This window comes from Lacinutrix sp. 5H-3-7-4 (genome assembly GCF_000211855.2).
Classification (GTDB): Bacteria; Bacteroidota; Bacteroidia; order Flavobacteriales; family Flavobacteriaceae; genus Lacinutrix.
Window position 1 is genome coordinate 2,394,960 of record NC_015638.1, and the last position, 22,987, is coordinate 2,417,946.

The 22,987-nt window shown below is 28.6% G+C and carries 29 protein-coding genes and 1 tRNA gene; 20 read left to right on the forward strand and 10 right to left on the reverse strand.

Translation table 11 applies throughout. From position 1 onward, the window contains the following. Position 1 precedes the first annotated feature (1 nt). From LACAL_RS10700 to LACAL_RS10750, 11 genes are all read left to right on the forward strand, one after another. The gene (locus tag LACAL_RS10700; RefSeq protein ID WP_013870753.1) at positions 2-505 is read left to right on the forward strand and encodes a hypothetical protein; all 504 of its coding nucleotides are present in this window, start codon (positions 2-4) and stop codon (positions 503-505) included. Positions 506-729: 224 nt separating this feature from the next. Beyond that, the gene (locus LACAL_RS10705; protein ID WP_013870754.1) at positions 730-1,953 is read left to right on the forward strand and encodes a MotA/TolQ/ExbB proton channel family protein; all 1,224 of its coding nucleotides are present in this window, start codon (positions 730-732) and stop codon (positions 1,951-1,953) included. Between the two features lie 2 nt (positions 1,954-1,955). Next, positions 1,956-2,660: an OmpA family protein gene (locus tag LACAL_RS10710; RefSeq protein WP_013870755.1), complete on the forward strand. Its 705-nt coding sequence runs from the start codon at positions 1,956-1,958 to the stop codon at positions 2,658-2,660. A gap of 1 nt (position 2,661) precedes the next feature. Beyond that, positions 2,662-3,456 carry an HNH endonuclease gene (locus LACAL_RS10715; protein ID WP_013870756.1) on the forward strand — a complete coding sequence of 265 codons (795 nt, stop codon included), beginning with the start codon at positions 2,662-2,664 and terminating at the stop codon, positions 3,454-3,456. A 95-nt stretch (positions 3,457-3,551) separates the two neighbouring features. Next, entirely contained in the window at positions 3,552-3,851 is a 300-nt protein-coding gene (locus tag LACAL_RS10720; RefSeq protein WP_013870757.1) for a hypothetical protein, read from the forward strand. A gap of 2 nt (positions 3,852-3,853) precedes the next feature. Continuing rightward, positions 3,854-5,800 carry a P-loop NTPase fold protein gene (locus LACAL_RS10725; RefSeq protein ID WP_013870758.1) on the forward strand — a complete coding sequence of 649 codons (1,947 nt, stop codon included), beginning with the start codon at positions 3,854-3,856 and terminating at the stop codon, positions 5,798-5,800. Positions 5,801-5,836: 36 nt separating this feature from the next. Further along, positions 5,837-6,100 carry a hypothetical protein gene (locus tag LACAL_RS10730; RefSeq protein ID WP_013870759.1) on the forward strand — a complete coding sequence of 88 codons (264 nt, stop codon included), beginning with the start codon at positions 5,837-5,839 and terminating at the stop codon, positions 6,098-6,100. Positions 6,101-6,227: 127 nt separating this feature from the next. Beyond that, positions 6,228-6,518 (forward strand): hypothetical protein, encoded by a 291-nt coding sequence (locus LACAL_RS10735; protein WP_013870760.1) that lies wholly within the window; start codon positions 6,228-6,230, stop codon positions 6,516-6,518. Between the two features lie 73 nt (positions 6,519-6,591). Then, a complete protein-coding gene (locus LACAL_RS10740) occupies positions 6,592-7,551 on the forward strand; it encodes a PD-(D/E)XK nuclease family protein (protein WP_013870761.1) in 960 nt (319 codons plus the stop codon). Positions 7,552-7,567: 16 nt separating this feature from the next. Then, positions 7,568-8,173 carry a hypothetical protein gene (locus LACAL_RS10745; protein WP_013870762.1) on the forward strand — a complete coding sequence of 202 codons (606 nt, stop codon included), beginning with the start codon at positions 7,568-7,570 and terminating at the stop codon, positions 8,171-8,173. 9 nt (positions 8,174-8,182) lie between these two features. Further along, positions 8,183-9,082, forward strand: a complete 900-nt coding sequence (locus tag LACAL_RS10750; protein WP_013870763.1) for a YafY family protein — start codon at positions 8,183-8,185, stop codon at positions 9,080-9,082. Positions 9,083-9,132: 50 nt separating this feature from the next. On the opposite strand, the gene LACAL_RS10755 is transcribed toward LACAL_RS10750, so the two are convergent. Both LACAL_RS10755 and LACAL_RS10760 read right to left on the reverse strand, forming a co-directional pair. Continuing rightward, positions 9,133-9,888 (reverse strand): LytTR family DNA-binding domain-containing protein, encoded by a 756-nt coding sequence (locus LACAL_RS10755; protein WP_013870764.1) that lies wholly within the window; start codon positions 9,886-9,888, stop codon positions 9,133-9,135. Further along, positions 9,889-10,938 (reverse strand): hypothetical protein, encoded by a 1,050-nt coding sequence (locus LACAL_RS10760; protein ID WP_013870765.1) that lies wholly within the window; start codon positions 10,936-10,938, stop codon positions 9,889-9,891. A 175-nt stretch (positions 10,939-11,113) separates the two neighbouring features. On the opposite strand from LACAL_RS10760, the gene LACAL_RS15450 reads away from it, so the two are divergent. The 4 genes from LACAL_RS15450 to LACAL_RS10775 all read left to right on the forward strand — a co-directional run bounded on the left by LACAL_RS15450 (position 11,114) and on the right by LACAL_RS10775 (position 13,455). Continuing rightward, on the forward strand, positions 11,114-11,254 hold the full coding sequence (locus tag LACAL_RS15450) for a hypothetical protein (RefSeq protein WP_013870766.1): 141 nt from the start codon (positions 11,114-11,116) through the stop codon (positions 11,252-11,254). A gap of 64 nt (positions 11,255-11,318) precedes the next feature. After that, complete coding sequence (locus LACAL_RS15065) at positions 11,319-12,734, forward strand: viperin family antiviral radical SAM protein (RefSeq protein WP_013870767.1); 1,416 nt, start codon at positions 11,319-11,321, stop codon at positions 12,732-12,734. Between the two features lie 8 nt (positions 12,735-12,742). Then, positions 12,743-13,036: a hypothetical protein gene (locus LACAL_RS10770; protein WP_013870768.1), complete on the forward strand. Its 294-nt coding sequence runs from the start codon at positions 12,743-12,745 to the stop codon at positions 13,034-13,036. 5 nt (positions 13,037-13,041) lie between these two features. Continuing rightward, entirely contained in the window at positions 13,042-13,455 is a 414-nt protein-coding gene (locus LACAL_RS10775; protein ID WP_013870769.1) for a 5'-nucleotidase, read from the forward strand. A gap of 260 nt (positions 13,456-13,715) precedes the next feature. Here the strand turns inward: LACAL_RS10775 and LACAL_RS15455 are convergent, their stop codons facing one another. Both LACAL_RS15455 and LACAL_RS10780 read right to left on the reverse strand, forming a co-directional pair. Beyond that, on the reverse strand, positions 13,716-13,865 hold the full coding sequence (locus tag LACAL_RS15455) for a hypothetical protein (protein WP_013870770.1): 150 nt from the start codon (positions 13,863-13,865) through the stop codon (positions 13,716-13,718). A gap of 178 nt (positions 13,866-14,043) precedes the next feature. Then, positions 14,044-14,117 (reverse strand) — tRNA-Met (locus LACAL_RS10780). Between the two features lie 139 nt (positions 14,118-14,256). On the opposite strand from LACAL_RS10780, the gene LACAL_RS10785 reads away from it, so the two are divergent. After that, positions 14,257-14,643 (forward strand): START-like domain-containing protein, encoded by a 387-nt coding sequence (locus LACAL_RS10785; RefSeq protein ID WP_041301477.1) that lies wholly within the window; start codon positions 14,257-14,259, stop codon positions 14,641-14,643. Positions 14,644-14,697: 54 nt separating this feature from the next. Beyond that, entirely contained in the window at positions 14,698-15,540 is an 843-nt protein-coding gene (locus tag LACAL_RS10790) for an aminotransferase class IV (protein WP_013870772.1), read from the forward strand. A gap of 4 nt (positions 15,541-15,544) precedes the next feature. Here LACAL_RS10790 and LACAL_RS10795 read toward each other — a convergent pair whose 3' ends face one another. The 5 genes from LACAL_RS10795 to LACAL_RS10815 form a co-directional block, all read right to left on the reverse strand. Further along, positions 15,545-16,105, reverse strand: a complete 561-nt coding sequence (locus LACAL_RS10795; RefSeq protein ID WP_013870773.1) for a YqgE/AlgH family protein — start codon at positions 16,103-16,105, stop codon at positions 15,545-15,547. Positions 16,106-16,240: 135 nt separating this feature from the next. Beyond that, a complete protein-coding gene (locus tag LACAL_RS10800) occupies positions 16,241-16,513 on the reverse strand; it encodes an HU family DNA-binding protein (protein ID WP_013870774.1) in 273 nt (90 codons plus the stop codon). A 192-nt stretch (positions 16,514-16,705) separates the two neighbouring features. Next, positions 16,706-17,662 (reverse strand): methionyl-tRNA formyltransferase, encoded by a 957-nt coding sequence (gene fmt / locus LACAL_RS10805; RefSeq protein ID WP_013870775.1) that lies wholly within the window; start codon positions 17,660-17,662, stop codon positions 16,706-16,708. Then, positions 17,662-19,563: an ATP-dependent DNA helicase RecQ gene (locus LACAL_RS10810; protein ID WP_013870776.1), complete on the reverse strand. Its 1,902-nt coding sequence runs from the start codon at positions 19,561-19,563 to the stop codon at positions 17,662-17,664. The genes fmt and LACAL_RS10810 overlap by 1 nt, the downstream gene beginning before the upstream one ends. Continuing rightward, positions 19,563-20,105 (reverse strand): AAA family ATPase, encoded by a 543-nt coding sequence (locus tag LACAL_RS10815; protein ID WP_013870777.1) that lies wholly within the window; start codon positions 20,103-20,105, stop codon positions 19,563-19,565. The genes LACAL_RS10810 and LACAL_RS10815 overlap by 1 nt, the downstream gene beginning before the upstream one ends. 92 nt (positions 20,106-20,197) lie before the next feature. Here LACAL_RS10815 and LACAL_RS10820 point away from each other — a divergent pair, with 92 nt between their 5' ends. From LACAL_RS10820 to murA, 3 genes are all read left to right on the forward strand, one after another. Beyond that, positions 20,198-20,491: a DUF493 family protein gene (locus LACAL_RS10820; protein ID WP_013870778.1), complete on the forward strand. Its 294-nt coding sequence runs from the start codon at positions 20,198-20,200 to the stop codon at positions 20,489-20,491. A gap of 98 nt (positions 20,492-20,589) precedes the next feature. Further along, on the forward strand, positions 20,590-21,237 hold the full coding sequence (locus LACAL_RS10825; RefSeq protein ID WP_013870779.1) for a DUF4290 domain-containing protein: 648 nt from the start codon (positions 20,590-20,592) through the stop codon (positions 21,235-21,237). Between the two features lie 8 nt (positions 21,238-21,245). Further along, on the forward strand, positions 21,246-22,559 hold the full coding sequence (murA, locus tag LACAL_RS10830; protein WP_013870780.1) for a UDP-N-acetylglucosamine 1-carboxyvinyltransferase: 1,314 nt from the start codon (positions 21,246-21,248) through the stop codon (positions 22,557-22,559). A 53-nt stretch (positions 22,560-22,612) separates the two neighbouring features. Here murA and LACAL_RS10835 read toward each other — a convergent pair whose 3' ends face one another. Continuing rightward, on the reverse strand, positions 22,613-22,975 hold the full coding sequence (locus LACAL_RS10835; protein WP_013870781.1) for a nuclear transport factor 2 family protein: 363 nt from the start codon (positions 22,973-22,975) through the stop codon (positions 22,613-22,615). Between the last annotated feature and the right edge of the window lie 12 nt (positions 22,976-22,987).

Consider the following 22,987-nt stretch of genomic DNA (forward strand, 5'->3'; position numbering starts at 1 on the left):
AATGAACAACAATAGAAAACAACTATGCCTTAACTACTTAAAAGCAAGACAAGATTTTTTAGAAGTAGCAAATAAGGATGAAGTATTACATGGTAATGATAATATTATTGGAAGAATAGGAGAAGCTATTGCGCATTCCTTTTTAGAGCAAATGGGAAGACGACCTAAAGTGGTAAAAAACCAATCTAATAAAGGCTATGATATTATTTGTGAACATGACAACGCTAGAATATCAGTTAAAATGATTACATCGGAAAACGAAGGTGGTTGCACCTCTAAAATTAATCATGAATGGGATGAACTTATTGGTATAGAGTTAGGAGACAATTTGAAAGTTAAAAATTTTGGATTGATAACCAAAGATGCTTTTGTAGAAGAACAAAAAAGAAAAAAACAAAGTTTAGAACCAAGCTTTAGTAGAAATATGTTTAAAGAAAATGGTGTATTTGCTTTGGCTGGTAAATTGTTTCCAAAAGAGGCAATTAATAAATACGATTTATTATAATTATTCTATCAAATAATTGCTATTACAATTAATATGTAGGCAATTAGAGGGAAGTGAAGAGTTTTAATTAAATGATATAAAATTACGGTTATCCGTAAAAAAGGAATTGAATAAAAAACTAAGTTCGCCCTGTTTTAATAATTATTTTTAGAAATAGAAGAAATCTAATGTCGTATTAGAAGTAATAAAATAAAAATAGATTTGATATAATCAATAATTAAATTATGCACGAAATAGGAATATTTGAAATAGAAAATAATACTTTAATATTTATTTGTAAGAAATTACCTTGGTATATATTAATAGCTTGGTTTTTATACGCTACACTAGTAGTGATATTTTCAAATAGGTTAAAAAAAATTAGTAACTATTATCTTATCGAGAGCATACCATCTATGTTCGTTACTTTAGGTTTATTAGGTACATTTTTAGGTATAAGTTATGGCCTAATAAATTTTAATACAGATCCTGGTGCTATTAAGGATAGTATAAAAGATTTATTAGAAGGTTTAAAAACAGCTTTTTATACTTCGATATTTGGTATTACATTTTCTCTAATTTTTAAAATGATAATAAATTATAAACTTAATTCGGGTAGTGTTGCGCATCCTGATGATTTGAAAGAACAGGATTTATACTCAAGTATGAACAATAATTTAATTGCTATCAGAGAGCAAACAAAAAGCTCCTTAATTTCTCTAAATGACATAAAAGACAATAAGCTTAAAAATATATCTGAAGGCACTGAAGGATTAGCTCTCAAATTAGATCAATTTTTTAATGATATGGCCACACAAAGTGCAGGAGCAATACAAGAAGCTTTAATGGAAATAATTGAAGATTTTAACGGTACATTTAAAAATTTTATTGGCGAATTAGTAGAGAAAAACTTCGATAAACTTACGCAGTCAATAGATCAATTAATTACTTGGCAATCTGACTATAAAGAAGACATTACAAAAATTAAAGAAGCTTATGAGAGATTAGCTATTAACCATAAAGATTTTGTTGGTAATACAGAAGATTGGGTTTCAAAGCTTGATAAAATTGCAGGCAGCAGTAGTCAATTGCAATTAATTATAAATGATTTTCAATCTGCTTTTGATGATGAGTCTCGTTTTAGTGATGTAATTACTAAAATTAATGAATCTGTAATTAATTTACACAATACAAGTGAAGTTGTTAATAAACATACAAATCAATTAAATGATACAACTGTGGCTTTAACAGTTACAAAAGATGAAATAACAAAGTGGCTAAACAAAGAGGAAAGTGTACAAGCTATGGTTACTGCATTAGGCGATAGTTTAAAAGAGTTAAGACAATTTGATATTACCCAAATAGAAAGTTTGGACAAAGCTTTTATTAAAAGATTAGAAAACACATTCAAAGGATTGGATGATATAATGGGAGCTCAACTAAGGCTAATTATTAACAAGAGTAAATAATTATGTCAAGAAGAGGAACACAAGAGTCATATTGGATTTCATTTTCGGATATTATGACAGGCTTAATGGTCATTTTTATGTTTATTGCATTAAACTATATAATCCAGATTATTGAATATAAATTTGTAGAACAAGATATTTATAACTCTCTAGAACTTAACCTTAAACAAGAGATTGAAAATGAGGTTATAGAGTTGTCTCCAGATGGTACAGTAAAATTTAATTTGCAAACTAAAGATAAGGAGCTTTTTCCATCAGATCGATATACAATGACTTATGAGTTTGAAAAAACTTTAAACGAGTTTACTCCTAAATATCTTAAAATTATTACTGCTTCAAATTATCTAAATAATATTTCAGAAGTTAGAATAGAAGGTCATACAGATACAATTCCTCCAAGAAGAAGTAGAAATAGGGATAGTTATGATTATAACCTAGAACTATCTTCAAATAGAGCAAGATCAGTGTTAAATTATATAAGAAATCATGAATCTTATTTAAATTATCCAGATAGTATTAAAACTAGATTGGATTTTTTATTTACAGCTAATGGGTTGTCATACTCTAGGGCATTGAACAGTGGTAAGGAAGTGTCTTATTTATCATCAGACAAATCTGTGGATAATGATTTGTCTAGACGAGTAGAATTCAAAATTGTAACTTCAAATGAAGAGTTAGCTGAAAAAATTATAAATAAAAAGGAGTAGTATGATTTATAATTTTTTAAAAGGCACAACGGCAAATAAAATAAAGGAAATTACTAAATCTGAAATAGAAAGAACTAGTCAGTATTTTATTGAACCAATTGAAAATATAAATTACAGTAAAATAGAATATACCGATAAACGTTTTTTCTTTACCAAAGGAGAAGATACGTTTTTAATGTTTGCATATAAAAGTACTTATCGAACGCTACATTACAACAGTTTGCCTAAATATCATGTTTGTCAATGTAAAACACGAGAAGAATATGCCGGTTTTACTTATGCATCAGCAATGCCAGTTGAAATTTATTGCCGAGATCAAAATCAAACTCTAGACAAATTTCAATATCTAGAGCTGTGCTCTAATTGCGCTACTGCCAGTCAGAATGCTTTTTATGGTTTTTTAGCAAAAGGAAAACCTTGGTATGATTATGTAATCCAATACGCTAACTCTAAAAATGAAATAGCGACCAAGACAAAACAAAATGGCTATGTTATAATGTGGAAGCAAATATCTCAAGCCATTAGAGAGCGTGTAGATTTTTGTTGTGAAAATTGTCACATCAATCTTGTTCAGGAAAGTTTTTTTTTAGAGGTTCACCATAAGGATTATAATAAAAAAAATAATTCCGATAACAACTTAATTGCGCTTTGTGTACTTTGTCATGCTACGGTTGATGATAAACATTTAAGAAACTTTAAATCAGTACCATTAAAAGTAGAGACTTTTATAGATTCCTATCTATCTTATATAGATAATCATAACAAGCAACGTTTATTAATTTGGCAACAAAAATGATTAAAATATTAATAATATTTTTTTTGAATCAGGGATTTTTAGTACGTGTTTATGTTTTAATGAGCAAGAATAAAATTTAATAAAAGAATAGATAAATGATAGCACGTGTAAAAATAGATGGTAATTATTTAGAGACATTAGATTCTGAGGGTCGTAAAATAGCACGTACTTATTGTAAATCAATTCTATTAGGCAACTCTAGCAATATAGTAATAGTACAAGATAGTAACTATATAGAAGTGTTAGACCAGGACTTAAAAAAAGTAGCACGTAAGTATTTAAAAATAGATAGGTTCTTAGGAGCTTCAGGTGATACTTTTTCCGTTCAATCAGGTAACTACGCTGAAACTTACGATATGAAGTGTAAACAAATCAGTAGAAATTATTCAAAGTAAATATGAGCACATCTAGTATAATAGATATTCCTAAAAAAGCAGGAGATAAAGATCAATTAGGTATAGATGCCTATAAAAATGGCTTAACTAATTTTATAGATTCTGCGCAAACACCTTTAACTATTGCTATTCAGGGAGAATGGGGATCTGGTAAAACATCCCTTATGAATGCTATTAGACATGATTTGTGCGAGAGTAACAGTAAGTTTCATGGCATTTGGATTAACACTTGGGAATACTCACTGCTTACAGATGAGTACACCACTATGACCAATATTATTCAAGGTATAATAGCTTCAGTAATAAGTGAATTGTCTAAAGATAAAAATCAAAATTTAGAAGCTCTTAAAAGCAAAGCTGTTAACTTTTTTAAAGCTGCAACACGTGGTGCAACAAAATTTGGAGCCAACGCATTAACAGCAGGTGTAGCGGGCGATGCAACAGATGCTTTTTTTGAATCTACAGAAAAACAATCTTCTTTACACGATTTACATGCAGAATTACAGGAGCAAATTAATATTAGTGTAGAAAAAAGCAATGGGATTAAGGGTTTCTTGTTTTTTATTGACGATTTAGATCGTATAAATCCGCCAGTAGCAGTTCAAATACTAGAGTTGCTAAAAAATATCTTTGATTTAGAAAATTGTATTTTTTTACTAGCAATAGATTACGAAGTAGTAGTAAAAGGATTAGAGCCAAAATTTGGTAAAAAAACAACCGAAAATGAACGTGAGTTCCGTTCATTTTTCGAGAAAATTATTCAATTACCTTTTACTATGCCAATTGGGCAATATCGGGTTAACGACTTAATAATAGATAATCTAACAAAGTTACAATACTTTAATACTGGTGAATTAACACCCGAAATATCAGATGTTATTGTAGATATAAGTAATCTTACAGTTGGTTCTAATCCAAGAGCTATTAAGCGCTTGTTAAACAGTTTGTCTTTAGTAAGAAGTATTATGCTTGCAGTAGAGAACGAAAGTAAACCTACAGCTTTTGAACAGCTTATAAATATTGGTGTGTTTAGTATTCAAATAGCCTATCCATTACTATTTAGAGTTTTAGAACGCTATCCAGATTTTACCGCTTGGAATGATGAGGTTATAGAAACCTTTAAACTAAAAGCTATAGATGCAGACTTAAAAGACAAATTGTCTAAAAACGAATATTTTGATGAAGAATGGGAGCAAGTATTGTATCAATTATGCCAACGAGAGAACTTTTTAAGTAATCGTGCTATGCAAATTTCTAGGTTGTTTAATACTTTGAAAATAAGAATAGAATGTAATGCAAGCAATGAGACTAATGATTCACAGGATGTAACGTTATTAGACGTGATGACAAATGCTATACAAATAGCATCTGTAACAAGTTATGATACTAATAGTGAAGAGCAAAAAGTTAAAGAAATACATAAGTCAGGCTTTTTAAAAGGTTTAAGAGATCGCATATATTTAAAATTAATAAATCAAGCTAAGGCTAAGAATATTGAAATTCTTTATGAGCAAAAGGCTGTGAGATCTAATCTTACTTTTTTAATTAAAAAGGGAGTACATAAATACCGGTTTGATATAAGTATTGGTAGCGGATCAAAGGAATACACTTTATTAGCACGTTATGAATGCTGGTATTATGTTAAAGCAATACACAATGACTTTAATCGTAATTTAGAAGAGCCTGATGCAAAAGCTATAAAAGCTAAAGATAGGTTTGACCAAATGATTATAAAAATGGAACACTTGTCAAATAAGCTACCAGATAATTATAAAATAAATCATAGAGTGCTAACTAACGACAAGCATAATACAGTCGCAGCTGCAATAGCTGTAACTACTCCAAATGCTTGGGCTTTTATTAAAGATGAAGATAGTCTTCAAATGTTTCTAGATAATTTAATTAATCTTTTAGAAGTTGTGGAGGATATTAAAATTGTTGGTATCTAAGTTAATTATAATCACTTTTAAAATTTAAAATTAGCTATGAAAAATGACGAAGTAATATTGATGGGTTATGTTATTCAAGATTATTTAATAAATGAAAATTTGCAAGATGTGAAACCTAAAAATTTAATGTCTTTACTTATTGAAAAAGGTTTTTTTAATAAAGATCACAGAGATGGTTTGCCTCTACGAAATGTGTTAAGAGAACTCTATGATAAAAACCTACTTTATTTAATACCACAAGTAAGCTTTGAGCAAAAATCAAAAAATAGATTTTGGTATTTTAATCCATTACAACTGTAACATTTTTTTTTAAATGTATTTATGAGTTAAAACTGTTTGTGCAGTTAATTAATTCATGTTTTTTACAACAGCGACATGTTTTGTCATAGTTATCACATAATATTTGTATTCATTAAAAAATAAAACAATGGATAACGTATTAAAAGAATTTACAGACTATTTAGAAGTATATGAAAATATGACTTTTAATGAAGCTGAATCAAGTACAAACAACCTTAAACAATTTGTAGCGAATTGTTTAAAGACAGTAAATATTAATATTTTACAATTAAAGACACATCAAGAGTTAAAACTAACGATGAGAGCATATCAATTTATAAACAGAAATAAAAATAAACAAGAACGACTTGCTTTTCATGAGGTAAGTGAGCAATTTAATCAGTATTTGTTACACAAAACGGTTATGGAATGGCTTTAATTAGTTCTCATGAATAAGTTTTACGAGTAGATTAACTCAATTAAAATAATTTTTTTAAAAAACAGACAAATAAATGAACATATTTAAAATTCTTGCAAACGGCCACGGCTCAATTAATGAAAATAACATATCTGCCTTTTTAGGTTACTTGTTAGATCCTAAGGCAGATCATTCTTTAGGTTATACTTTTTTAGAGAAATTTTTAGAACCTGTAATTTCAAAAGATGAAAACTTTAATATCTATAAGTATGATTATAAAGTGTTTTTTGAACAAGGAAAAGAGCAAAGAGTGGATATAGTAATTGTATGTTATACAGATGAAAACTATAGTGGTAAAAATTCGCAAATGATAAATTTTTTAACGGCAAAAAAATCTATCCATAAAGTATTTTTAATCGAAAATAAAATCACGCTTACCTCGAGAACTGTAGATCAGCTAGAAAAACAAATTAAATCAACAACATCTGAATTATCAAAACTCAAGGATTTTGAAATAGATAATGTTGATATTTATTCTATATATACTACACCAGAAGATGATAAATTTGATTTAGAGTTTAAAAATTTGACTACTAATAACAATAAAACTCATATATACTGGGATAATAAAGATGACGAAAAATCGAATACTACAATTAGAAGTATTTTAGAAAGATTGCTTAAAGATGAAAATAACGCGAAAATAGAAACAATCAATACATACACTAAAGATACAATCAAATCATTTATTCAATTTATCGACAATGGATTTAAATCAGAAATTGCCGAGGAAGAAGTAATGAAAGAAAATTTAACTATCCCTGTTGAGTTAGTGCCTTCAAATGCAGATGATTTTAAGACAGCATTTTTAAAAAAAGGAGTAGCTACGGAGCGTTACCATTATGATGATGGTAGAATAGAAGAAAAATTATGGAAGGTTACTAAATTTAATGAAGATTCTAATTTGATGAGAAATATTTACAGTAAAAATATTAGTAGAAAAGGAAAATGGATTGATTTAGGTATTACAAAGCTTGAAATTGTAGTGTATTAATTTATTGCTGTGTTCTATGTATTACCAACTAGAAACCAAATACTGGAGAAGACAAGTACCCTATATTCACGATGAATCTCATAATGAAACACCTGCTAAAGCCGATTTGGTAGAAACAAAAAAAGAGTTTCGTCATGAGTCACCAATTGAAGCGAGAAAAGAAGCGTTCCAGCACTTTTCAAGTATATTAGATGTTTTGTATAGTGGTTTGGGGATTCCTCAAACCACAGACAAACAAGCAAGAGTAGATTTACAAAAGTATTTAGATTCTGGAAATGGTATAGAATATCTTAGTAAATACCCAGATAAAAAACATAAAATAAATAGTATCGATATGCATAATGGTTTTGTGATTTATATGGTTGTTAATGAAGTTAAAACACCTATTCATGGAATAAGATATCTAGATTATGTAGATCGTTTAGATTATGATCTTTTAGAAGATTTACAAGGATTAATTTTAGAGTATAATTATTACTTAGAAAATAATCATTCAGCAACAGGTTATAAAATGAATGTGGATTTTACCACTATTGGCGGAGTTAAAGAAACATTTATTAAGACACCTGTAAACTGGAATGAATTAGTTAATGATTATGCTGGCTTAGAGTTAATTTCTTAAATATTACAAATGTCTGTACAGGGTAAAATAAAACGTTATTCTTTAATCATTGAAAAGATTAAAAATGGTAAAAACACTTCTTTTGAAGCTATAAAAAGTTTTTTGTTTGATAATGGATTTGAGCATACTAAACGGACTATCCAACGTGATTTTGATAATTTAAGAAATGAATTTGGTGTTGAAATTCTTTACAACAGTTCTAAAAACAATTATTTTATAGATTATGAAAATAGCCCAAATTTTGAAAGCTTTATTCGCTTTTTAGAATTGGTAAACACAGCAGATTTACTTAAAGAAAGTTTTAAAAGTAAAAGTAAATCTTTAGAGCATATTGTTTTCGATAATAGCGAAGGCCTTCAAGGAATACAATATTTAGAGTTGTTTTTAACAGCAATAAAACAACACAGAGAAATTAGTTTTACACATTATAATTTTCAGAAAAATACAACTACTAAACGATTATTAAAACCATACTTATTAAAAGAATATGCTAATCGTTGGTATATTGTTGGAGAACAAGAAGGAATAAAGGAATTTAGGAATTTTGGAATTGATAGAGTGTCTAATGTACAATTAACAGAAAATACGTTTGTTCCAAATACAGAAGTAGATATTAATTATTTGTATAATGATGTTATTGGTATGGTCTATTCTGAAGATACTAAACAGAGAGTTGTTTTATCTTTTACGCCAGAACAAGGACAGTATATAAAAACATTACCATTACATCATTCTCAACAAATAATTATAGACTCAGATGTTGAGTTACAAATTTCATTAGATGTAATTCCAAATCGATCACTCGTGGAAAGAATTTTAATGTATGGCAATTCGGTCAAAGTAATCGAGCCAAATACTTTAGTTGATAAAGTAAAAGAAATCTTGGAACTTGCACTTTCAAAATATTAAATAAAAATATAATCTACGTAGATATATAGTTTTATTATTATAGATAGCATTTAAAATTTAAAATTAGCTCTTAACCTAGCTATAAAACCAGATTTCTCTTTAGAGGTAATTTCAAATGTTTCTTTAGTATCAAATAGAGAAATATTTGTGTTATCTCTTTCTTTTATATGTTCTAAATTAACTATTGTGTTCTTACTAATTTTTTCAAACTCGAAATTTTTTAATTCTTTAGAGAGGTTTTGAATAGTTTTTCTTACATTTTTATATAATAATTCATCATTCCTACCATAGATATTAACACAGTTCTTTCCTACTGGATCTACATTGTTGAAACTTGATGTACTAATATAGTAAACCTGTTCAGGTTTAAACCTTACATCTCTATTTGCTCCAATATGTAAAGTAATTAAATCTTTATTAGCTAAATTGGATGAGACATTTATTTTACCAATTACCTTATGCTTTAAAACGTCTTCAAATTCTTCTAATTCAAAAGGTTTACTTAAATATCCTGAAATATCAAGAGTATTAATAACTAATTTTTCATTATTTGATGTTGAGGTTAAAAAAATAATTTTTTTATTACCAGCAATTTTTTGTGCTAATTCAATACCATTATAAACAGGCATTTCAAAATCAACAATTAATAAGTCGAAATCATCTTCATTAATTTCTTGAAAGGCTGTTTTAGAATTAGAATAGCTTTTTACGTGGTGTAAATCGTACGCTTTTGGTAATTTATCAATATCATTTTTAACGTTGTTTAAAACATTTTGGTTATCGTCTACAAGTATATAACGTATCATTTAATTTAAGCTCAAAGTTAATTCTGCTAAGTATTGATTGTTTGGTAAAGTTTTATGTTCCAATTTACTTTTAGGATAGTAAGCATTAAGTAATTGTTGTAAAGCGTTTAAGCCAAAATTTGATGGTGTATTTATTTTATTTTCATAATCTAAACGTTGTTCCGCACTATTTACTAAGCAATAACTTAATTGTTTTGCTTCATTTTCTTTTAAAATGATACTTATAAAAGAATCTTCAGTATTAAGATTACCATGTTTTAATGCATTTTCAACAAATGGGAAGAACAATGTAGGTTTTATTTTAATACTATTATTTTGATCTTTATTTAATTTATTATCAAATTGTATTTTTGTGTTTGGTTTTAAATACTGAATTAAATCTAAAAACATAGTTATGTGTTTTAGTTCTTCTTCTATAGATGTGTTTTCTTTATTTAAAGCAGATACATTATAATCTAAAAGCTTAAAAATATTTTTTAATGCCTTAATAGGAGGTACTGTATTCTGTTTTTTTCCAACTTTGTAATTAACGCCTAAAAAAGATTTATAATTATTATCTGCTCTTTCAATGTCATCATAAATCTGGCTAATAACATTTTTTATAAAATGTGCTCCAAGTCTTGTATTATTAGCTTCAACATTTTTAAAATTAACATAACGTTCGTATGCTTTTTGTTGATGATTAATTTTTTCCTTATGCTCAGCAATTTCTTTTTCTTTATCACTTAAAAAAGAATGGAATTTTTGTTTGTAGTCTTCTCTTTCTTGCTCTAGTTGAAAAATTTCATTCACTTTCTTAGTTAGTTTTCTTTCCAGAGATTCTGTTTTTTTTCGCTCCAAATAATATTTAGAAGCGTCAATTTTAGACTTTTCTATATCATTTAATAATGATTTATTTTTTTTTCTAAAAGAGCGTTTTTTATAAACATTATACCAATTTCTAATTACAAGTAATAAGAATAAGCTTAATAATATTAAAAAGCCACTTCTAAGTATTTCAATTTGATCATATAACTCCGTTCGAGTATAGAATTCTGAATAGCGATTCATCTAGTTTAAGTAGGTTAGTTAATTTTTTATCCCAAAAATTGAGGTCTATATCCCAAATATAGTTGGTCTATCCCAAACCTGAAAATTTAAATCTAATGATTAGTTCATTTGTATTGTTAACAAGGAGTTTAGCATGGTGCTAAGCTTTAAAAACAAATAATTAATACTATAAATCATGAGTAATTTAAAACAAAAAAATCACAAAGCTAATCAAGCAAATGCTAACAAAGGTACACCAGGAAGTAACAAGGCTTACAGTAAAGTACATGGTAACAGAGGTAAACAGTTAAACCCAAATCAGAATTTTAAAAAGTAATTATTAAAAAACACCACGCCTTTAGTGTAAAGGCGAGGATTAGTTAACCATTAAACTTAAACCAATGATAAATAAAATAACATTAAGCGGATTTGCAGGAACAGGGAAATCTACAGTAGGAGAAATATTAAAAGAACAATTAAACTTTGAATTTATATCTGTTGGAAATTATTCTAGAGGTTTTGCAATGGAAAAATATGGCATGACTATTAATCAATTTCAAAAGCATTGTGTGGATCATCCTGAATTAGATAATTTAATAGACGATAAGTTTAAATCTGTTTGCAATACTAAAAGTAATATAGTTGTAGATTATAGACTTGGATTTCATTTTATTAAAAATGCTTTTAATGTATTATTAAAAGTATCAGACGAAAAGGCATCTGAAAGAATACGTTTAGGAAATAGGCAAAATGAAGCTACAAGTCCAAAGGAAATTAAATTAAGAAACGACACAATGAGAATGCGTTTTTTAAAACAGTATAATGTAGATTTTACTAACGATAATAATTATGATTTGGTTATTAATACAGGTAATTTAACACCAAATGAAGTAGCACAAAAAATTATTAAACATTATCAAGAATCTAAGGCTTTAATAGAAATTCCTAGTATTAATTTTCACTTATGGGAACCATGCAACATGCGTTGTAAATTTTGTTTTGCAACCTTTCAAGATGTAAAACAAACCATTTTGCCAAAAGGACATTTACCAGAAAGTGAAGCTTTAAAAGTAGTGGAACAAATTGCAAATGCAGGCTTTGAAAAAATAACCTTTGCAGGTGGAGAGCCTTTATTATGTAAATGGTTACCAAACTTAATTAAAAGGGCAAAACAATTAGGCATGACTACTATGATTGTAACTAATGGAAGTAAATTAACAGATGCCTTTTTAAAAGAAAATACAGCCTATTTAGATTGGATTGCGGTAAGTATAGATAGTTTAGAGGGTGAAAATAATATTGAAATTGGAAGAGCAATTACAGGAAAGAAACCTTTAAGTAAAACATATTATTATGATTTAGTAAAAGCTATTAAAAATTATGGTTATGGCTTAAAAATTAATACAGTAGTTAATAAAGTAAACTATAAAGACAACTTAACAGAATTTATAGAATACGCCAAACCTAAACGTTGGAAAGTATTACAAGTATTACCAATAAAAGGACAAAATGATATTAAAATTGATGATTTTAAAATTACAGATACTGAGTATACTCATTTTTTAAATACACATAAAAATGTAGAAACTATAGTACCAGAATCAAATGATGAAATTAAAGGCAGCTATGTAATGGTTGATCCTGCAGGACGCTTTTTTGATAATGCTCAAGGTACGCATAATTACAGTAAACCAATTTTAGAAGTTGGAATAAAAGAGGCCTTAAAAACGATGAACTATGATTTAGATAAGTTTTTAAATAGAGGAGGAATTTATAACTGGAATAATGATAAGCATGTAGATTTAATATCGGAATAGTTGAAATTATGAGACATTTTGTAGCAGGTTTTTTAAAATCAGAGCATTTTACTTACAGACAATGGGACAGAACTATTAACGATAAAGCATTGAGATCTATATTAAAAAATGTAGACACAAATAGAAGTAATACTTTACTTATAGTGAGTAGAAAAGTTTTGAAAAAAATAAATATTAAAATAAACAAAGAGTTATTTATTAAAATAGATAACAACACCTTGATTACATGTTTTTATTGTGAGTTTCAAGAGTATTGTGCAAATAACAGAGAACAAAATTATTTAATAATAGATAAAATTTAACAAGTATGAAGAAAATAATATTAATTGATATGGACGGTGTTTTAGTTGAATTAGGAGATGGACCGTTTAGTGAAAACAAACATAAAAAAGGTTTTTTTCTGAATAATAAACCTATAAAAGGAGCTGTAGAAGCATTTAAGGTTTTAAGTAAGAAATACGATTGTTACATTGTTACAGCACCAGTGTGGAGTAATCCAAACTGTTGGAAGGAAAAACGATTATGGGTAGAAAAACATTTAGGAGATGATGCTAACAAAAGACTTATTCTAACTCATAATAAAAATTTAGTTAAAGGTGATTATATTATTGATGATACTAAAAATTATGGAGTTGATAAATTTGAAGGAAAGCATATTATGTTTGGTAATGATTTATACCCAAACTGGAAAAAAGTTTTAGAATATTTTATAGATAAATAGCGTGCTTATATTTTTATATTACCACCAAAATAGATACTCCATACCAACGGTATAGATACAGTATGGATAGTGTATGGGTAGTGTATGCTTTTTAACATTTAGTTTTAAGCCCAAAAACCATAAAAATGCAACACAATAATTAAAAAATCATACACACATATAACAAGAGCGTTTTACTAATTAAAAATAAAATTAGTAAAACGCTCTATAAATTTGTAAGCTAACTTTTAATTAGAGAATTAAAAAATAATTAATACCATTTAATTACTAGCACCACGCTTTGTCCTATCATCACCTTGCTTACCATATTGGTTATAATGCTCTTTTTTCTGGGCACCTTTCTCATCAGTAGCATTTTGGTATAATGTTTTTTCGTGTTCAGTTTTAGGTTCTTCTCTATCTTTTGCCATAATATTTAGTTTTAAAGTTTAAATGAGTAATAATTATAAATCGCTTATAAATTAAAATTAAACAGAATGTAGCAAAAAGCTTAATGCATTTACAAAACACATTAACACAAAAAAAAGAAAATAAAAAAAGTAGAGCAAAAAAAAACGGTTTAGTAAAATACTAAACCGTCTAATCTTGTAGCGAGAGCGGGGCACGATCCCGCGGCCTCCGGGTTATGAATCCGACGCTCTAACCAACTGAGCTACCTCGCCATTTATTTGTGGCTGCAAATATATAAACAAATTAGTAGTACGCAAACATTATTATCAAATAAAATATTTATTTAAAAATTTCTCAACTTATTAATTAATGTATATATTGAGCAAAATAATATTTCACACAACCAATCAAATGAACGAAAAAATCAAATACGAACTAGAATTTCCTATACACGCTTCACCTTCATTGCTTTATCAATACATCTCAACACCTTCAGGATTGTCTGAATGGTATGCAGATAATGTAAACTCTCGTGGTGAGCTGTTTAAATTCATTTGGGATGGAGCAGAGGAACAAGCTAAATTATTAACTAAAAAAAGTGGTGAACGCATTAAGTTTAGATGGATTGATGATGAAGATGAACCATATTATTTCGAGATTAGAATTCAAGTAGACGAAATTACTAAAGATGTTTCTATAATGATTACAGATTTTGCAGAAGAAGATGAAGTAGAAGAAAGTAAAATGTTATGGGAAAATCAAATTTCAGATTTAAAACAAGTTTTAGGTTCTGCCTAAACAAATACATTTATAAAACTTATATTTGCGCTGAAGAAATTCAGCGCTTTTTTTATGATAAATGTTAACGGAAATATTACAGAAAACAATCAAATTCTAACTCCAGAAAATCGAGGGTATAGCTATGGCGATGCACTTTTTGAAACGATAAAGGTTTCTCATGGCAAAATATTATTTCTTGAAGACCACTATTTTAGGTTAATGGCATCAATGCGTATTATGCGTATGGAGATTCCTATGCATTACACCATGGAGTTTTTTGAAGAAGAGCTAAATAAAACAGTTAGCGCAAATAGTTTAGAAAATGCTTCGGCCAGAGCAAAAATACAAGTGCATAGAAACACAGGTGGTTTATATTTACCAACAAATAAAGAGGTGAGTTTTATAATTTCGGTTAAAAAATTAGAAGCAGATTTTTATTTATTAGATGAAAAACATTATGAAGTAGATTTATTTAAAGACTTTTACGTTGCACCAGGATTGCTTTCTACTTTAAAATCTAATAATAAAGCAATAAATGTAGTTGGTAATATTTACGCTCAGGAAAACGATTTAGATAATTGTTTACTTCTAAATACCAATAAAAGTGTTGTTGAAGCGCTTAACGGTAACTTGTTTTTAGTAAAAGGAAAAACCATAAAAACGCCACCTTTGACAGATGGTTGTTTAAAAGGTATTATGAGGCTTCAAATACTTAATATTTTAGAGCTCTTACCAGAGTATACTTTAGAAGAAACCTCAATTTCGCCATTTGAGTTACAAAAGGCAGATGAGTTGTTTATAACAAATGTAATTACAGGAATCCAGCCAATAACAAAATACAGAAAAAAGAAATTTGATAATGAAGTTGCAAAACTGTTACTTCAAAAATTAAATGTAAAGGTAAGATTAAGTTAAGTGCTTAATTGTAACTTGGGTTTTCTGGAGCGTTAGACCAGATACTATAATTACCGCCAAGTTCAACCATTTTTTCTTTCCAGAAAAACTCGTAATCCTTTTCAATTATAGCTTTTTTATGGATGTTTTTAGTAACTACCCAAGCATTAGATTTTAATTCTTCTTCTAATTGATTGTATTCCCAACCAGAATAACCTAAAAAGAATTTTATATCTTTTTCACTTATTTTATTTTCGGTAATTAATTTTGAAACTTCACTAAAATCGCCACCCCAATAAATCCCTAAAGAAATTTCTATACTGTTGGGTATTAAATGCGGCACTTTGTGTATAAAGTATAAATTGTCTTGTTCAACTGGACCACCATTATATACCTTAAACGGAGTTTCAATCTCGGGAATAAGGTCACTAATAGTGTAGTCTAAAGGCTTATTTAATATAAAACCTATAGAGCCTTCATTGGAGTGATCTGTTAATAAAACAATAGAGCGGTTAAACGATAAATCTCCTATTATTGATGGTTCTGCGACTAACAAATCTCCTTTAGTTGGTTTAGTTAAAATCATAAAAAAAGAAATTTACTTAATAAATGTATACTTTATTTTTATAAAAAACAACAGTTTTCATGGTTTATAATTATTTTAAAAATAAAAAAACCTTCTTAAAAAGAAGGCTTTTTTGTATTTATGATGAAGTAAATATTAGTTTACTGCATTTGCTAAATCAGATCCAGCTTTAAACTTTACAACGTTTTTTGCTTTGATTTTGATTGTTTTTCCAGTTTGAGGGTTTCTTCCATCTCTAGCAGCTCTTTTTGATACTGACCAAGATCCAAAACCTACTAATGAAACTCTGTCACCTTTTTGTAAAGCGCCTTCAATTTCAATTAACGCACATTCTAAAGCTTTCTTAGAAGCTGCTTTAGTAATTCCTGCGTGTTCTGCCATAGCATCGATTAAATCTGTTTTGTTCATAATTTTAATTTTAATTATTAATAAATAGTTGGTAACAATTTTTTTGTTAAATCCTCTACAAATTTATACGGATTATGCTACTATGCAAGTAATAGCAAGGGAAAAACCCTAATTTGTTAATAACTTCACCCATTTGTTAATAAAGCTTGTGTATTTTATTAAATATTTAACTTTATCAGTAATCACAAGGCTTTAGAGCATTTTTGCATCTGCATTAAAAGTATATCCGTTTAAAAGTGACTTTACTTCCATTGTTCTTTTTCCAGGAAGTTTAATATCTAAAATTTTTATATAACCTTCTTTTACGGCTACTTTTACTTCTTTTTTTGTTGAAATTATTAATCCTGTTTCAAATTCATGTATTGCAATTTCTTTTTCTGCCCTATAAATTTTAACGTCTAAAAGGTCATCTCCATTATGTAATTTACTCCATGCGGCAGGATATGGACTTAAACCTCTAATTTTATTATATATGGTATTAATATTGTCTTCCCAATTAATTTTGCAATTGTCTTTGTTTAATTTATAAGCTGTTTTAGAAATGGCATCTTCTGGTTGTGGTGTAGTTTCTACTGTACCATTTTCAATATGGTTTACGGTTTTTATTACTAAATCACTTCCTATATGCATTAATTTATCATGAAGACTACCAGCGTTTTCATCACTTTCAATTTTAACTTCTTCTTGAAGTATCATTGCTCCTGTGTCTATCTTTTCATCAATAAAAAATGTAGATACACCTGTTTTTGTTTCACCATTAATTATTGCCCAATTTATTGGTGCTGCACCACGATAATTTGGCAATAAAGAGGCATGAAGATTAAATGTACCGTATTTTGGCATTTGCCATACCACTTTTGGTAACATTCTAAATGCAACTACAATTTGTAAATTAGCATTTAGTATTTTTAATGTTTTAGTAAACGCTTCACTTTTTAAATTTGTAGGTTGTAAAATGTTTAGATTTTTAGTTTCTGCAAATTCTTTTACAGCACTTTTATTTAACTTTCTTCCTCGACCAGCAGGTTTGTCTGGAGCTGTTATAACGCCAACAATATTGTAGTCATGCTCTAATAGTTTACTTAAAATGGTCACTGCAAAATCTGGAGTGCCCATAAATACAATTCTTAATTCCTTATTATTACTCATTATATGTGTGCTAATTTATAGGTGTTTGTGTCTGTTAATTTTATAATATTATGCTCTAGGAGTTGTTTTAAAATTATTTGTATTTGATTTTCTGGTATGTTTAATTTTGTAAATAAAGCTCTGGAAGATAATTCTCCTTGCTCTAACGCCTTTATTATTAGCAGTTGTGCGTTTTTTAAATCTACGCTCTTTTGTGGTTTTTTTGTAATACAAACAGAGCATATGCCACATGGTTCTATTTCGGTTTCTCCAAAATAACTTAATAATTGTGTGCTTTTACAAAGATCATCATTATTAATATAGTTTAATACCGATTGTATTTGGTGCTCTTTTAACTGATTTTGTTGTCTTATAATTGTGGCTATTCGGTTTATAGTTTTATCGTCTTCTCTAGGTTGTAAGTAAGTAACCTGTGCATCAGTTTTCGAATTTTTAAACGTAATAATTTGTGCCTTTTCTAACAGTTGTAATACTGCAAATACGGCATCTTCTTTAATAGATGCTTTTTCGGCAATTAATACTGTATTTATTTTGGTTTCTTGCTCAAAAATACCGCCATATGTTCTTAAAATAGATTTTACTACAGTGCTTACTTCTTTATGCGTTTCTAAAAAATTAAATAAAGCAGTGTTACTAACTATAAATTGTACTAATACTTTTTGATTAAATTGTTTAGATAGGTTTATTACACTTGTTCTATCTAGTAACAATAATGCATTATAGGTTAATAAGGTATTAAAATTATAGGCTTTACAAAAGGCATTAAAATTAAAATCGAAAGTTAAATCGAATCCTTCACCATAAGAAACTTGAAAGTAACTGCTTAATTTTCTATAGACTATTTTTATAAAGTCTACTTTAGGCAATACATTTAAAAACTGATTTTTTACAAGTGTTTCGTCGCTATTATTTTTTAAAATTACAGCAAAGGCTTTATTACCGTTTCTACCGGCTCTACCGGCTTCTTGAAAGTAACTTTCTAAACTTTCTGGTAAATTTAAATGTATTACAGTTTTGACATCTGCTTTGTCAATACCCATACCAAAGGCATTGGTTGCAACCATTACTTGTTTTCGGTTTTGCATCCAATTGTCAAGAGCATTATCTTTCTCATTATTTGTTAATCCGCCGTGATAATGTGTTGTACTAAAACCTCTATTATTTAAAAAAGAACTTATTTCTAAAGTTGCTTTTCGGTTTCTAACATAAACAATTGATGATTCTGGATTTTTTTTTAAAATAGTTTCTAGTCTGTAATATTTATCATCTTCATGAAAAACCATATAAGATAGGTTGCTTCGTAAAAACGATTGTTTAAATATTTTAGGACTTATAAAATCTAATTCTTTTACAATATCTTCAACCACATTTGGTGTTGCACTAGCTGTTAAAGCAATAACGTTTACTGTAGGTTGTAACTCTCTAAGTTTAGTAATGTTTTTATAACTTGGTCTAAAGTCATTTCCCCATTGGCTAATGCAATGTGCTTCATCTACAGCAATAAGATTAACATTCATTTGTCTTATACGAGCTTGAACAATGTCTTGTTGTAAACGTTCTGGCGAGAGGTACAAAAATTTATAATTTCCGTAGATGCAATTATCTAAAAGCGTATCTAATTGGTTGTAATTTATACCACTGGTTAGTGCCATTGCTTTAATACCTTTAGCTTGCAAGGCTTGTACTTGATCTTTCATTAATGCAACTAAAGGAGAAACAACAATACAAATACCATCTTTTACTAAAGCAGGAACTTGAAAACATACAGATTTTCCGCCGCCTGTTGGTAATAAAGCAAAAGTGTCATCGCCTTGTAAAACAGCATTTATAATATCTTCTTGTAGCGGTCTAAATGAAGTAAAATTCCAATAGCGTTCTAATATGTCTATTGGATGTTGCATTACAACGCTTTTACTATATTAATAATATGCTCTGTTCTAGCTTCAATAGAGCCAAAAGGAACATCAATTAAATCGTAACCACAATTAGTATAAGTTTCAACTAATTTTTCATGAATCTCAATAGCTTGATCAAAATTTTCATAGCGTTCACTATCGCTAGTAAAAATTTCTTGCCAAGGAGCTAAAATAAATACAGCGTTATATTTATTTTTTAAACAAGCATCATTAAATACATCAGGATACTCATCACCTTTAAAATCCATATAAGCAGGAATATCTGGAATACCACGATCTAAAAAAACAAACTCATTATTGCTTTCAATAGCTTCGTTGTATTGTTTTATGCGTCCATCTAGCAGTAACTCGCTAAATTGTAAAGGGTTGGTTAAAAATAACTGCTCTATACCATCTTCTCTGGCTTTAAGAGTTATTTGTCTAGAAATTTCTTCGAAGCAGGTAAAATGCCTATTCGTTAATTCATTAATAACAGAAGTTTTTCCGCTTCCAGGACCGCCGGTAATTACTATTGTCTTTGTATTCAATTAAGGTATAGTTTAGATTGTAAAATTCGCAATAAAATTGATATAAAAAAAATCGAAAGTATAACTTATCTTTGTAGCATATAAATAATACTATGAGTAAAGAACAAAATCCAGAAGCGTTTTATACAAAGTTAAAATCACAATTGCAGGATACTACGCTATGGCCAGCAGAATATCTCTATAAATTTATTATTAAATCTGAATTAAATAAAATAGCAGAAATTGAAGCTATATTTAATCATTTAGGAGCGGTAATAAAAACAAAAGAATCTAGTAACGGCAAGTATACCAGCGTATCAATAAACGTTAGAATGAAAAACCCAGACCAGGTTATTGAGAAATATAAAGAAGTAGCCAAAAAAATTGAAGGTGTAATTTCTCTATAATTTTCAATTTTATTTACTATAAACTCTAAATTCTTTTGTATTTTGCGAAAGCAATATAAACTACAATTGCAACTTATAATTACTACACAATTTTTATTTTGATAGACGATATAGAATACAATACAGAGCGTGAGCATTTAATAATTCCAGAATATGGACGCCACGTTCAAAAAATGGTAAACTACGCGATAGCGCAAGAAACAAAAGAAGAACGCAATAAAGTTGCTAAAGCCATTATTTCTGTAATGGGTAATTTACAACCGCACTTACGCGACGTTCCAGATTTTCAACACAAGCTTTGGGATCAACTTTTTATCATGTCTAAATTTGAATTAGATGTCGATTCTCCTTACGAAAAACCATCTAAAGAACTTTTAGAAGAACGCCCGAAACCTTTAGAGTATCCTCAAAATTTTCCAAAATATCGTTTCTACGGAAATAATATTAAAACAATGATTGATGTTGCCATTTCATGGGAAGAAGGAGAATTAAAAGAAGCTCTAATTTTTACCATTGCAAACCACATGAAAAAGTGTTTTTTAAATTGGAATAAAGACACTGTAGAAGATGAAGTGATTTTTAATCACCTATACGAATTATCTAAAGGTGAAATAAACTTAAAAGGCTCTAAGGAAGACTTAACAGATGCTGCAAGTTTATTAAAATCTAACTCTAAAAAGAAGTATTCAAATAACAAAAAGGGTACAAAGAAAAATAATAACAACCGAGGAAAAAAAAGATACTAAAATAGCAAATGGGTACATTTATTATTGAAGGTGGTCACCAACTACAAGGCGAAATACAACCACAAGGCGCAAAAAATGAAGCATTACAAATACTATGCGCAGTTTTATTAACTCCAGAAAAAGTTACTATAAACAATATTCCAAATATAATTGACATTAATAAGTTAATTGTATTATTAAGTAACTTAGGTGTAAAAGTAGAAAAACTTAATGAAGGTTCTTACTCTTTTCAAGCAGATGATTTAAATTTAGAATACTTAGAATCTGCAAAATTTAAAGAAGAAGGTCGCGGTTTAAGAGGTTCTATAATGATTGTTGGACCATTATTGGCAAGATTTGGTAAAGGTTATATACCAAAACCAGGAGGTGATAAAATAGGAAGAAGACGTTTAGACACCCATTTTGAAGGCTTTATTAGCCTTGGAGCTAAATTTAGATATAATCGTGAAGATTATTTTTATGGAGTAGAAGCAGAGCAATTAGTTGGTACAGATATGTTGCTTGACGAAGCTTCTGTAACAGGAACAGCAAACATAGTAATGGCTGCTGTTTTAGCAAAAGGAACCACTACTATATATAATGCAGCCTGCGAGCCATACTTACAACAATTATGTAAGATGTTAAACCGTATGGGAGCAAAAATCTCTGGTGTTGGTTCTAATTTATTAACCATTGAAGGTGTTGATACTTTAGGCGGAACAGAGCATACCATGCTTCCAGATATGATAGAAATAGGAAGCTGGATAGGTTTAGCTGCTATGACTAAAAGTGAATTAACAATAAAAAATGTTAGCTGGGATGATTTAGGACAAATACCAAACGTATTTAGAAAATTAGGAATTACTGTTGAAAGACGTGGTGACGATATTTTTATACCTAAACATACAGATGGTTACGAAATACAAAATTACATTGATGGTTCTATTTTAACCATAGCCGATGCACCTTGGCCAGGATTTACACCAGATTTATTAAGTATAGTACTGGTAGTAGCAACACAAGCAAAAGGAGAAGTTTTAGTACACCAAAAAATGTTTGAAAGCCGTTTATTTTTTGTAGATAAAGTAATTGATATGGGTGCAAAAATTATACTTTGTGATCCACATAGAGCAACAATAATTGGTCATGATTTTAAATCTCAATTAAAAGCAACAACCATGACGTCGCCAGATATTCGTGCAGGTATTTCTCTTTTAATTGCTGCATTATCTGCCAAAGGAACATCTACAATACATAATATTGAACAAATAGATAGAGGTTACCAACATATTGTAAAACGATTACAGCGTATTGGCGCTAAAATTACAAGAGTTGATAGTTAATAATTTTAAATAATTATATAAAAAAAGCTTCAGTTTAAACTGAAGCTTTTTTATTATGGCATACTATAAAAATATTGTTCACTGGTAATTTTACCATCTTTTACCTCATAAACACAAACTTCTTCCATTTTCTGTCTACCGCCTTCTTTAAAAGTACAGTCAAAACCCATTTTGGCAGTAAAAAAATTACCTGCAACTACAGGTTCTCCAATTTCACTAGCGTGAACACTTTCTACGCTATCTTCCCATGCTTTACTTTTATTCCAAACATTTTGTTTACCAGTAGTAACTTCGTTTGGCATTCCAGGCATTTCTCTGCTTACGATATTCTCTGCATATAATTGTTCAATACATTCAAGGTTTTTACCTTGTTCGCACATAGTTTTCCATTGGTTAGCAACATCTTGTGTATTCATACTATTTGTTTT